This is a genomic window from Falseniella ignava (assembly GCF_002847645.1).
Lineage (GTDB): Bacteria > Bacillota > Bacilli > Lactobacillales > Aerococcaceae > Falseniella > Falseniella ignava.
The window spans coordinates 24842-37637 of record NZ_PKHE01000006.1 but is presented as its reverse complement, the minus strand read 5'-3'; the positions used below and the strand labels follow the sequence as shown (position 1 = coordinate 37637).

Below are 12796 nucleotides of genomic sequence, written 5' to 3'. Positions count from 1 at the left end.
TAATTGGCTTATTCAATATCTTCATCAGCTTGTGATTCTTCTGACATTTCTGCTTCGCTCTGTTCTGCCGATTCAGTAGCTGCATCTGGTTTTTCGTCCACAATTTCTTGTTCAGTCATTTCATTAGATTCTTCCGTCACTGGCATATATCCTGGAATTAAATAATCTTGCGGAATATCAATGTGTGGTTGATAAGTTTCATTCATTGCTACTTGATATTTTTCAGCTAAATAATTCGGTGTCACAGCTTCAAATACACCTGAAACAGCATTGAGTTGTGTAATCTCACCGCTCATCAAATCATAAGTAAGCATCGTAAAATCAGCGTTGAATTCACCCGTTACGGACTGGCTACTTTCATAAGTAATAACGGAATCAGACTGTGTTGGATTCATAAAATCATAGACTTGTGGTGCTCTACCTGTTGCAATCGCTAAACGGCGGATAATTTCAGATTGCACTGGATCCATCATATTTAAATCTTCAACCGTTTGCAGTTGTGCTTCCCAAGCTTCTTTTACCGAACCATATCCGGTAGTCATTTCATTTTCTGCCATAACTTCATCGAGTTGTCCCGCTTGATATTGATACATCTTGGTTCTCAATTGGTTAAGCGCTTCTTTCTCTTGTGTAGGAACTGCATCAACAATCAACTCGTAGATAAAGGTGTCACTATAAATATCATTAATCAATTCACCTTGACCCACTCTATCGTAAAATGCTTCGGCAAATTTTTGAAGTATTGGATGATATTGCGTTTCATCGTTAAAGTCTAAACGTTCCTCAGATAAAATTTCATCCGCAGTCAATCCTTTGTTTAGATTTGGCAAAATATCCTTCCAATCTTCGGTCATACTCATTTCAAGTTGTTGGATGGTGTCAGCATTTTGAGCTGCTTCTGTCTTAGAAAAATCTTGTGCATAGACATTTAGTTGTTCGATAACCACTTGGTTCGTAATTTGATATTCATTAATAATATTATTAACAATGTTTGTAATTTGTTCTTGCGTAAGTGTCACGTCACCTTCCGCATTAATTTGGTTCCCAGACATTTGTTGTTCTTGTGTCGCTTGAACAATTTGCGTTTTAATATCTGCAACCGCGTTATTAGCTACTTCATTACTTACCGTCGCTTCTTGTTCGATTTGATTAACTAAATTAATTTCACTTTGAGCAACCTGAACGTCATGCGTATTGACCGCTTGACCTTGTTGCTCAAGTAACGCATAGACACCTGTTAATGCGCCTTCACCCGTTACTGGAGCTACCGTAGCAATACGAATATTTACGTTACGAGCTCCTGCTGTAATTGCCGCATTTTGATAGGTTAAAGGTCGAACGACTGTGATATTTTGCGGGGTAACAATTTGAACTTGAACTCCATAACCTTCTGGCATTTGTTGGATATATGCACTTGATAATACTTGTGTCGATTCATTCGATCCATCTTGTAAATAACGGTTAATCATATCGCCATTCACATATAAAATATTACTTTGAGGAACTTGTTGTGCGCCTAATAAGGCTAAGGTTTGTTGAGCACTGGCTGGGTCAAGAGATGCTCCTAAAGCAACCAGTTCTTGTTGTTCATTTTGTTGAACCGCCATCACCTGATTAAGTGGCATTGGATTTAAAGCGATTGGATTTATCACAATGGCAGCTGCTAATGCTGTAAATATCATTCTTTTTTTCATTGATAACTACCTCCATTCATTAAGTTAATTATACCATAATGAAAATTATTGATGGTCTAATAGCTACTTTTACATATTTTCTTCATACATTTTTCACAAAAAAACGAATGATTTAAAAAATCATTCGTCATTGTTTTTTTCGTCTTTTAAAGCATCCATTGCTTGAGCCAGTACCCCACTTACAAACTGTCGTGAACGATCATCGCTAAATACTTTCGTTAACTCAATGGCCTCATTCACTGCGACTGCTGGAGGAACTATCTCATCGCTTTGGTAGAATATCTCATAAAAAGCTATACGTAAAATAATTAAATCGATTTTAGCAATCCGATCGAGCGTCCAATTAATTAAATACGGCGTAATTTTTGAATCGAGATCCTCCGTATGATTTTGAACACCTTGAACCAATTCATGCAAATAAGGTTCTTCTAGCTGACCATATCCTTCTTCAGGAAAATTTCCTGACTCTAGCGCAAACTCAATCGCTTGATCGACTGTGACTTGATCTGTTTCGTTAAGAAGATATAATGCTTGAACCGCTACTCTTCTTGCTGCTTGACGTCGCTTAATCCCTTTCACTGGCTAAGCCTCACCGTCTTCGTATTCATATTCATACGGCGCTTCATCATAAGCAGGCTCTGTTTCAACTGAAACTACGTGAACATCCACTTGATAAATTGAGATATCCGTCATAAATAAAATTTGCTCTTTAACTCGTTCTTGCACTTGGAAAGCTACTTCGGGTACAGAATACCCAAATTGAACACCAATTTTCACAGCAATATTAATATGCGGTGCTTCATATTTAACTTTCGCTTCTAGAACGTCATTGTAGATTCCTAATAAATTGCCAATTTGACGTTGAGTACTTTCTTGATAGACGACAACACCTGGCACTTCACTCGCTGCTTTGACTGCGATTGATTCTAACGCTGCCGTCGTAACTTTAATTTCTCCTAAATGATTAGGTTCAGATTGGAAGGGTACTTCGGTTGGTTTCGACATGCTAATTCCTCCTATACATCTTTGTCTCCATTAGTATACCATATTTATAAAATAATTAATTCTTTTGGACTGTGATTTAAAATTTCTACGCCGCCCTCTTGAATTAACAGATCATCTTCAATTCGGACACCACCTAACCCAGCAAGATAAATACCCGGTTCATTCGTTACAATATTGTTAACTACGAGTGGTTCTTCATTACGAAACGAAATCGATGGTCCTTCATGAATATCTAAACCAATACCATGTCCTGTAGAATGACCAAAATCATCTCCGTATCCTTTTTGTGTAATGTAATCTCGAGCTAGGGCATCCATTTGTTTACCGGTTATCCCAGCTTTTGTATTTTCATTAACAATTTCATTGGCTCGAAGTACTATTTCATAGATTTCTTTTAACTTTGGATCAATGGTGCCTAAAGCAATAGTGCGAGTCATATCGGATACATAGCCTTCGTAATAACAACCAAAATCGAGTGTAATCAAATCGCCCGATTCAATCACTTTTTGGCTAGCGACACCATGTGGCATCGAAGAACGAACCCCACTGGCAACAATCGTATCAAATGAAACACCACTTGCTCCTAAACTGCGCATATAGAAATCTAGTTCATTCGCAACTTGGATTTCAGTTATACCTGGCTTTATAAATGTTAAAATATGCTCAAAAGCTTGATCAGCAATCTCAATTGCTTGGCGGATGATCTTAATTTCTGATGCATCTTTAACTTCTCGAATCTTTTCAATCACTCCTGAAGTTGGAACTATTTCGATATTTAGAATCGATTGCAATTGTTGATAAGTTGCAACATTCATTTCATCCGCTTCTATAGCTATACGTTGCAAGCCGAGATCATCAATAATACAAGCTAATTCTTGGAAGACGCCTGCTTGATGAATAATCACATCAAAATTTTTACATTGTTCTGTCGCTTGCTCACGATAGCGAAAATCTGTAATGAAAAATTGCTCGTTTGCCGTAACAAATGCTACTCCCGTTGTTCCTGTAAATCCTGTTAAATATCGGACATTTTGAAGGGTCGTGACAAAATAACCATCAACTTCCAATTCTTTCATACAATTTCTTAGCTTTTCAACTCTAGACATGCTGCCCCTTCTTTCTTGAATTCTTTTATTTTATTATAACAAAATTCAACGTCCGCTTAAATATGTATTTAGCGGACGCTGGTTTAATCATATAATTAGGTATTTTCGAAATCAACAGATGACGTTTTAATAAACCACTGTAGCTCCATTTTAATGCGATAATACGGATCACGAAAGATCAATTGAGATATTCGACCACTTTCATCTTGAATGCGTTGAGAAACTAAATAATACAAAGTCTGACCTGTTGATGTATCCGTCTTTAATTGAACTAGACCATCATCATAATTCCACTGATTCGGTAAAGAGCTGAATTGATATTGATACAAATATTCTCGTTGTACGGGTAATTTGGCCGGTGTATATCCCATTTGAGTGAGCGTTTGAATCATTGCTTGATATTCTATCTCAGAAGAATTTTGTGTTACTTCCTCAACCCCTCGCATGTCTTCTTGTAGTCGAGATTCAATATTTTGATTTCGCTCTACTACAAGCCACTGGTTCACCTGCCAAGATTGTGGTGGATGAGACAGCATATATTCGCGTAACAATTCATCACAATCAATTTCAAAATAATAGAGACATAGTAACGTATCCTCGATATTCATCTTTAGTTTTGCTAAACCCATTTGAGGGGTTTGGATGAGCCACTCGTCAATGGGTTCCGTTAAAAAATTACGGATGCGTTCTGAAAGTTTTCGCTCCACCTCCGATTGAAAGTCACCAAGTTGATCTAAAATCACGCCTTCAAATAACTTCTCACTGACTAAAAGTTGAATTTGATTCAAATAGTGTCGTTGATATTGCTTATATTGCCGAGTTGCATATTGATTTTTTACGATTAAAGACCAATATAACAATTGTGATAGTAACATAAATATTATCACAATATTTAATGCAAAGCCCGACTGATGGTTACGATACCTAGAGCTTAAAAATTGGAATAATCGCTTCATAAACTTGCCCATTATTAAATGTCACCTTGATGAAAATTTTTTGACCTATTTCTTCAATTTGCCATGCCCTTACGTTATAAAGCATAATTTGAGTTCCCGGTCGTTTTACGATTCGTAGGCGATCTATTGCGATAATTTGTTTTTGAGAAGCATCATCTCGTCGCTGCAACCATAACTGATTTTGTTGAATCGACTGATATCGATAATAGACCAATTCATTCTCAAGCATGGTGATAAAATGTAAAAAATGAATTTGACTGTCTCCATCAATTTTATGATCAATTCGTTGATAATTTTGATAGACAGCTGACAAACTATAAAGTATGAGACTCATCACAAACATTGAGACGATTAACTCAATAAAAGTGAAGCCCCGTAGATATTTATTGTTGTGAGACATCAATATACTCTCCATCCATAAATTCAATTTGACATCCTTCTTTTGAAGCTCTAAAAGTTGCAATTGACCTTGAATGCATCGAAAAGTTATGATATTCAACTCCAGTTTCTATATGCGAAATTGGTTGCGCATAGTACATCGCTGCTAATTCATAAAAGATTCGGTAATTTGCTGTCTGATGTGACAGGGCTTGTTGACGATGCATTTCGGTCATAAAGGCAGGCAAGTATAACATTAACATCACGCTAAATAACAGTAATGCTGCAATAGATTCTACAATTGTAAACCCATTTTGATGTAATTTATCGTATTTCAAATTGACCATTCCCTAATTGAAAAAATAAATTATAACGTCGATTTTGATTATTTTGGAAACGGACCGTCCCAAAATAAGACACATGACCGTATTGATTAAATTGAATTTGCAGTTGATTTAATAAAAACAAATCCTCCGGCAAAGTTAATATTTCATAACAGTAATTCCCATATAAATAGAATAAAATTTGTTGTTCTTGAGCATCAAACCTTACTTTTGTTTGATATTGACTCGTCAAAGCAAGTTGCTGACAATATTGTATTGAACTACTTAAGGTTGAAAAGAATAATCTTTCTTCTATTTGATTAGCAACACTTTGATCCGATCGGGGCCATAAAATGAGCAATAGACTCAATATAGCCAAGACAAGTAGACTTTCAACTAAAGTGTAACCGCCTCGATTCATTAATCTACTTCAGGTACCACAATCGGAGGTTTTATTTCTGAGGTCTCTTCAATATTTAATAACTTCACAGCTTGATCTTTTTGTTTTGAAGTAATATAACCTTTAGTTTCTAATTCCGCTAGTGTAACTGAACCCTGTGGACTTTCCGCTATGACATAAGTATTATATTGCGTTGTCAAAATTTCCGCGATATTTTCAGCAGCTTGTTGGTTAATTCGTTTACGCTGACCAGATACATTCGGAATAATAATTGCCATTAATAATCCAACTACGACTAATACAATCAACATTTCAATTAATGTAAAACCTTTTTTATGTTTCTTTGAATATAGTTTTCTGATAATTTTCTTCATATTTTCCACTCCTTCTAATTAAATTCATTCATCATAAGCATTGGTAGCATCATCATTAAATACATACTTAAGACTAATAACGCAACAAAAATAAACAAGATGGGTTGTACAAATGCCATCTTTTTCTCAATATCATTCAATAAATCTTGATAAACTTTTTGTGAATATAATTTGCACTTTTGAGCTGTTTGACTCGTTAGTTCGCCCTGATAAATGACTAAACCTAATTCTTCGGTAAACAAATTCATCCGATCGAGTATCTCTGTTAACTCTCGCCCTTCATACATTCCTTGACGTATCATCATAGCTACTTCAGTTAAAAATGGATCAATCGGGTAATCTTGAATCAATTGGATAATTTGTTGAATTGAGTAACCCCCTCTCATAAAATGGCCTAATTGATGCGTAAGTTTGTAAGTTGCATATTGCCTTGACCATCGCCCAATTAGCGGCCAACGATTCAAGAAAAGATATCGTTCAATAGCATTCTTTTTTAAGAAAAAATAATCGACTAACCCATAAATTAATATGATAACCCCTAACAAGGTCAATGTAATTTGAGGCAGATAACCAAAGAAATTGACTAATATTTTAATAAGATACTGATTTTCATAGGTTTCCATTGAAATAAAACTTAAAATATGAGGTAGTACAGAATTCCGCATTCCAAATAACATCCCGCCTAGGAAAATCATTAAAAAACATGGATAGACAAGGATTTTAATTAATTTTTCCCGATACGTTGCTTCTTGGGCGAGTTGTTCACTCACTTCCATCAATGATTCAATAAACCGCCCTTGCCGCTGAGCATAAAAGAGTTGGGCACAAATTGGTAAAGAAAAACCTAGCATTCTTAAGCCGCGTTCAATGGATTCACCACGCTCAAGTAGTTGATCAAATTGGTTGAAAATGCTTTGATACTTAGGTAATAAAATTACTGTAAATTGAATCGACTGATTCATGGAAAAGCCTTCCTGTAGAAGTTCCCCCAACACTTTCATTAGATAACTCTGATCTTTTTTTGCTACAGATTGAGGGATAGTCTTCCCTTTAAACCATTTCAAATTTATCGTATGTTTTTTCATCAATATATCCTAAAGCATAAGCCTTTCTAAGGTGATGATTGAGCGTCTTCATATTCGTCAACATATTGCCATCCAGTACTGCTTTTAACTCCTTTCCTGTCAAAATTTCAAACAGGGCCATTCGCTTCTGATGTCCTGCATAATATTGACAATCAAAATGACATGCCCCATTACAACGTGGACAATAACGTGGAATTAACCTTTGGGTGCTAATTCCAATTAACGTTTGTCTAAGTTGTTCGTCAGTAATTTGTAATTCTTGCAATCGCCCAACAACTCCGAGTGTATTTTTTGCGTGAATGGTCGCAATCATTAAATGCCCCGTTAGCGCACCCCGAATTGCCATTCGTGCTGTATCTTCATCGCGAATCTCTCCAATCATCAATACATCGGGATGATGTCGGAGTGAAGCGCGAATGATCGTGTCATATCCAATACCCGCACGTTCATTCACTTCAACTTGTAGAAATTTCGACTCATACATTTCAACCGGATCTTCCATTGTAATAATTTGGAGCGATTCATCGTGCAATCTTTCTCGCAACAATTGATATATCGTTGTCGTCTTGCCTGAGCCAACCGGACCCGAAAATAATAATAAACCGCTTTTTCTCCCCACAAGATGGCGTAACACGGCCACCATATTCGGAAAATAAGTAGCGAGTGTTTGATTTTCTTTAAACTGTTGTTTAAGAATACGAATTACGAGCGATTCTAATAATAATACGCTCGGTAAGGTTGAAAACCTCAACTCAATCCGTTGACCATCTCTTAATATATAATCACTAGCTCCAGATTGAGGCTTACGCTTCTCCCCTGTATCCATATTGGCTAAGTATTTGAAATAACTAATTAAACGCTTCCCCTCATCAATGGACAGACTTTGAATAAATTCAAGCTGACCATTCATCCGAAAAAAGATATGATAGTCATCTTTATTGGGTAAAAAATGAATATCTGATGTCCCAAAGCGAACCGCTTGATTTAAAACGGTCTGAGCAATTGTTTCAATTATTCCCTCACCTCCTTTTGTCCTAGCCTAATAATAGATACGAAAAAATTGAGAAAATCTTGCATGAAGCATCAATCTTAATAATTTCTTAATAATTAAAAGGCGGCTGCATGACAGCCGAGCATATCTATGTTAAAATAAGGTAGTTATATTTCAGTAAATAAAAAAAGGAGAATTTAAATGATATATAAAGTTTTATACCAAGATAATGCGGTCAAAGCACCGCGTCGTGAAACGACACAGTCATTATTTATTGATGCGTCTTCACGTCGTGAAGTGATTCATTATTTAGCCGAAAATACGCCATACATGATTGAAAGTGTTATTGAAATTTCTCAGGAGCACTTAGAATATGAAAAAGAACACCATCCTGAGTTCAAGATTGAGAAAATATAATGTCAGTAAATTTAAAAAATAATGAAGTTGGTGTCTTCGCCATTGGAGGACTGAATGAAATTGGCAAAAATATGTATGGCGTCCAATTTCAAGATGAGATTATTATTTTAGACTGTGGCGTCCTCTTCCCAGAAGATGAGCTACTTGGAATCGACTACGTTATTAACGATTACAGTTATATTTTACAAAACCGAGATAAAGTCAAGGCCGTTGTTATTAGCCATGGACATGAAGACCATATTGGTGGGTTACCTTACTTACTTCAACAAATTAATCTCCCAATCTATGCCGATCCATTAGCAGCGTCATTAATCCGGAATAAACTACAAGAACGTGGTTTATTACGTGACGCTGTAATCCATGAATATAATGATGACACGGTGATTAACTTCCGAAAATTATCAGTTAGCTTCTTTAGAGTCACCCACTCTATTCCTGAAGCTCACGGAATTGTAGTTCACTCCCCTGAAGGGAATATTATTTTTACTGGAGACTATAAATTTGACTTCACCCCAGTTGGTGAACCTGCTGACCTCTACCGAATGGCAAAGCTTGGCCACGATGGAGTATTGCTGATGATGGGCGAGAGTACCAATGCAGAGGTCCCTGTCTTTACGATGTCAGAAAAAATTGTCGGTCAATCGATTCACAATATTATTCAAAGTGTTAAAGGTCGGGTTATCTTTGCAACATTCGCTTCCAACGTTTCACGACTTCAACAAGTTGTGGAAGCTGCCATCCAAACAAATCGAAAGATTGCAGTGTTTGGTCGCAGTATGGAAAATTCCATTACGAATGGATTGGAGCTAGGCTATATTGAAGACTACGGATTGGATATATTTGTTGATAATCGCAACTTAGCCCAATACAATCCTGAATCGCTCATTATTTTATGTACCGGTTCGCAAGGTGAACCGATGGCCGCTTTGAGTCGAATTGCTAATGGAACCCATAATCAAATCTCAATTCAACCGCACGATACGGTAATCTTTTCAAGTAGCCCCATTCCGGGAAATACAACCAGTGTTAACCGAGTAATTAATCAACTACTCGAGACAGGCGCTCATGTTATCCACGGTAAAGTTAATAATATCCATACTTCAGGGCACGGATCACAAATTGAACAACTGTTAATGATGCGCTTATTAAAACCAAAATTCTTTATGCCAGTACACGGCGAGTATCGAATGTTAAGTATCCAAAGTCAATTAGCCCAAGAAGTTGGCATTGCTAAGGAAAATTGTTTCATCATGCGTAACGGCGAAATGCTTGCATTAACACGTAATAGTGCCCGCCGAGCTGGACAATTCGAAGCAGATGATGTTTACGTCGATGGTAGCGGAATCGGGGACGTCGGAAATATTGTATTGCGTGACCGAAAAATGCTATCTGAAGATGGTTTAGTTATCATTACTGCAACCATTGATTATGAACGTAAACAACTCGTCAGTGGACCTGATATTATGTCTCGTGGTTTCATTTATATGAAAGAATCAGGTGATCTAATCCACGAGATGCAAGTTGAATTGAAAGCCGCGATCAATCGAGGGCTGAATGAGAATGGAAATCATATTAATGAAAAATTAATTCGAGATATTATTTTTGAAACCATTAAGCCTTTACTATACGACCGGACGCAACGTTCACCGATGATTCTTCCAGTACTTTTAGATATCAACAAAGGCGTTCGTCCACGACAAAAAGTGAATAACTAATCAATATTTACTCACAAATAGAACAACAGACAGTTCATTAGCACCATCCTGTCTATAAACAAAACTAGGGAAAGCCTCTAGTCTTTAGAGGCTTTTTTATATGGTGAAATAAACCTATAAAGGACATATTAGCGATGAAAAAAAATAAAACATTGAACTTATTACCTATTCTCTATGCAGCGTATGCTAGTTCACTACTGGCAATGAATCTACTAGCCACAAAACAATTTGATTTATGGATTATTACCGTTACTACAGGAATTTTAATTTCCCCGATTGCGTTTATTATTCAAGATGTCACAACTGAATTATTTGGTTACCGAGAATCGAAGCGAATGATCTACACTGGCTTTACTATTTTAGCGGTTGCCACATTGATCTATCAGCTCGCAATGATGATTACACCATCGACTTTTTGGCCCCATCAAGAAGCATTTGTCACCATCCTTAAAACAACCTTCCGGATTACAGTAGCTTCATTAACTGCCTATTTAGTAGGTTCACTCGTGAATGCCAAAGTGATGGCGCAGCTTAAAGCCAAATATCCTGACTCTCTCTTTTTCAGAGCGATTACATCGACGATTTTTGGTCAGTTACTTGATAACCTTGTGTTTGCAACATTAGCATTTTGGGGTGTGTTACCTAATAGCGCATTGCTTTCAATGGTAATCGGCGGCACACTCTTTGAGACATGTTATGAAATTATCTTGTATCCGTTAACGCGCTTTCTTATTCATACTGGACAAAACTATTTAGGAGATGAACTTTATGATTTTTAACCAAGATGCTAGTTACTATGGCCAAGCCATTAAAAATGGCGATTATCGTTGCACGGATTTAGTCGAGGCCGTTTTAGAGAATACCAAACATTTTAACTCTAAGCTAAATGCCATTACGGAAACTTATCCTGACTCAGCACTTCAACAAGCAAAAAAAATGGATCAATGCTTAGCTCAAATGGACGCAAAAACCCGTCAAACACTCTCCCCTTTTTATGGGGTTCCTTATCTTTTAAAAGATTTAGGCCAATTTTATCAAGGCCATCCTACTACCGCAGGCTCTAGCTTATTACTTAAGTCTATCTCACAACATACCGACCGTTCATTGCAACAAGGACTGGATGCGGGGTTAATCTACTGGGGGAGATCCAATGTCCCTGAATTTGGTCTAAAAACCGTATCGGACTCAAAATACTTTGGCAAAGTAAATAATCCGATGAACTTATCTTATAATCCCGGTGGATCCTCAGGAGGAGCAGCTGCTGCTGTCAAAGCAGGGATTGCTCCAATTGCTGCAGCATCTGATGCTGGAGGATCGATTCGGGTCCCTGCTTCTGACACTGGATTGATTGGATTAAAACCGAGTCGTGGACGAATTGCCCAAGGACCAAATCGTTACCGTCCAGTCAATGGTTTAGCTACAAGCCTCGTCGTATCTCGTTCAGTACGTGATGTATTTCATTCTTTGAAAACTTTCCAAGCAAATCAAAAAACAGCCATTCATCATCTACCTTTAATTGAGGCTCCCACCCTTGAATCGCTTGAAAAGCCATTAAAGATTGCCTATTCTTATCAACACCCTCGTGGCTTAGATACGGATCCAGAAGCAATTATTGCCATGAAGAAGACACTGAATACACTTAAGAATCTCGGTCATGAAGTCATCGAAATTGACTTGCCAGTGGATTACGAAGCGGTGATGGAAGCTTATTATACGATAATGGCTACGGAAACGGGCCAACTCGTTCGGCAAATTGAACAAAATCAAACAACCATTGAATTTGATCAACTCGATCCTCTCACTTGGGTAACGTACCAATTTGCACCGAATGCCCCTGCTAGTGCTTATATAAAGTTTTCAGCCCAACAAGATCTTTGGGTTGAAACAATGCAAACTTTGCATCAAACATATGATCTATATTTGACCCCAACTTGCTCAAGTCCAGCAGTTAATAATACAGACTTAGTCTATCCTGAGGAACTTTTAAGCGAAATTCATCAAATGGATCAGCTAAACTATGAGGCACAGTGGGATGTTACGAAGAAAGCTTTTGATTTTACCTATTTACGCACGTCTTATTGTCCACTGCTAAATATTACAGGACAACCAGGAATCTCCTTGCCTGTCCATGAAACAGATAAAGGTCTAGCAATGGGCGTTCATTTTGCCGCTGCGATTGGAGAGGAGTATCGTCTCTTACAAATAGCAAACTCGCTTGAAAAAGTAGGCCTTCTTCATACCGATATCTGTTCCGTTACCATTTAATTTTTCACAAAAAACGCTAGGACTTCAAGTCCTAGCGTTTTTATTTTGAACAAATCTAAAAGCAATAAATTATTAGCTTTTATTAAA

The 12796-nt window shown here is 37.1% G+C and carries 15 protein-coding genes; 4 read left to right on the top strand and 11 right to left on the bottom strand.

Annotated elements, in window-relative coordinates:
* Positions 1-8: 8 nt before the first annotated feature.
* From CYJ57_RS03440 to comGA, 11 genes are all read right to left on the bottom strand, one after another.
* Positions 9-1694 carry a DUF1002 domain-containing protein gene (locus CYJ57_RS03440; protein ID WP_101954083.1) on the bottom strand — a complete coding sequence of 562 codons (1686 nt, stop codon included), beginning with the start codon at positions 1692-1694 and terminating at the stop codon, positions 9-11.
* A 120-nt stretch (positions 1695-1814) separates the two neighbouring features.
* The gene (gene nusB / locus CYJ57_RS03435) at positions 1815-2273 is read right to left on the bottom strand and encodes a transcription antitermination factor NusB (protein WP_101954082.1); all 459 of its coding nucleotides are present in this window, start codon (positions 2271-2273) and stop codon (positions 1815-1817) included.
* 3 nt (positions 2274-2276) lie between these two features.
* Positions 2277-2699: an Asp23/Gls24 family envelope stress response protein gene (locus tag CYJ57_RS03430; protein WP_006702179.1), complete on the bottom strand. Its 423-nt coding sequence runs from the start codon at positions 2697-2699 to the stop codon at positions 2277-2279.
* Between the two features lie 44 nt (positions 2700-2743).
* The gene (locus CYJ57_RS03425; RefSeq protein ID WP_006702178.1) at positions 2744-3805 is read right to left on the bottom strand and encodes a M24 family metallopeptidase; all 1062 of its coding nucleotides are present in this window, start codon (positions 3803-3805) and stop codon (positions 2744-2746) included.
* 95 nt (positions 3806-3900) lie between these two features.
* Positions 3901-4761 (bottom strand): hypothetical protein, encoded by an 861-nt coding sequence (locus CYJ57_RS03420; RefSeq protein WP_143826736.1) that lies wholly within the window; start codon positions 4759-4761, stop codon positions 3901-3903.
* Entirely contained in the window at positions 4730-5161 is a 432-nt protein-coding gene (gene comGF / locus CYJ57_RS03415; RefSeq protein ID WP_180764374.1) for a competence type IV pilus minor pilin ComGF, read from the bottom strand. The genes CYJ57_RS03420 and comGF overlap by 32 nt, the downstream gene beginning before the upstream one ends.
* Positions 5145-5486: a type II secretion system protein gene (locus CYJ57_RS03410; RefSeq protein ID WP_101954080.1), complete on the bottom strand. Its 342-nt coding sequence runs from the start codon at positions 5484-5486 to the stop codon at positions 5145-5147. Before CYJ57_RS03410 ends, comGF begins: the two co-directional genes overlap by 17 nt.
* A complete protein-coding gene (comGD, locus tag CYJ57_RS03405; protein WP_101954079.1) occupies positions 5464-5883 on the bottom strand; it encodes a competence type IV pilus minor pilin ComGD in 420 nt (139 codons plus the stop codon). Before comGD ends, CYJ57_RS03410 begins: the two co-directional genes overlap by 23 nt.
* Positions 5883-6236, bottom strand: coding sequence for a competence type IV pilus major pilin ComGC (comGC, locus tag CYJ57_RS03400; protein WP_101954078.1), 354 nt, complete (start codon positions 6234-6236; stop codon positions 5883-5885). The genes comGD and comGC overlap by 1 nt, the downstream gene beginning before the upstream one ends.
* Before the next feature lie 14 nt (positions 6237-6250).
* Complete coding sequence (gene comGB / locus CYJ57_RS03395; RefSeq protein WP_101954077.1) at positions 6251-7321, bottom strand: competence type IV pilus assembly protein ComGB; 1071 nt, start codon at positions 7319-7321, stop codon at positions 6251-6253.
* Complete coding sequence (comGA, locus tag CYJ57_RS03390) at positions 7287-8333, bottom strand: competence type IV pilus ATPase ComGA (RefSeq protein WP_483400879.1); 1047 nt, start codon at positions 8331-8333, stop codon at positions 7287-7289. Before comGA ends, comGB begins: the two co-directional genes overlap by 35 nt.
* Before the next feature lie 180 nt (positions 8334-8513).
* On the opposite strand from comGA, the gene CYJ57_RS03385 reads away from it, so the two are divergent.
* From CYJ57_RS03385 to CYJ57_RS03370, 4 genes are all read left to right on the top strand, one after another.
* Entirely contained in the window at positions 8514-8729 is a 216-nt protein-coding gene (locus CYJ57_RS03385; RefSeq protein WP_101954075.1) for an RNA polymerase epsilon subunit, read from the top strand.
* Positions 8729-10444 carry a ribonuclease J1 gene (gene rnjA / locus CYJ57_RS03380; protein WP_101954074.1) on the top strand — a complete coding sequence of 572 codons (1716 nt, stop codon included), beginning with the start codon at positions 8729-8731 and terminating at the stop codon, positions 10442-10444. The genes CYJ57_RS03385 and rnjA overlap by 1 nt, the downstream gene beginning before the upstream one ends.
* 134 nt (positions 10445-10578) lie before the next feature.
* A complete protein-coding gene (locus CYJ57_RS03375; protein WP_101954073.1) occupies positions 10579-11223 on the top strand; it encodes a queuosine precursor transporter in 645 nt (214 codons plus the stop codon).
* The gene (locus CYJ57_RS03370) at positions 11213-12709 is read left to right on the top strand and encodes an amidase family protein (RefSeq protein WP_101954072.1); all 1497 of its coding nucleotides are present in this window, start codon (positions 11213-11215) and stop codon (positions 12707-12709) included. Before CYJ57_RS03375 ends, CYJ57_RS03370 begins: the two co-directional genes overlap by 11 nt.
* Positions 12710-12796: the final 87 nt, after the last annotated feature.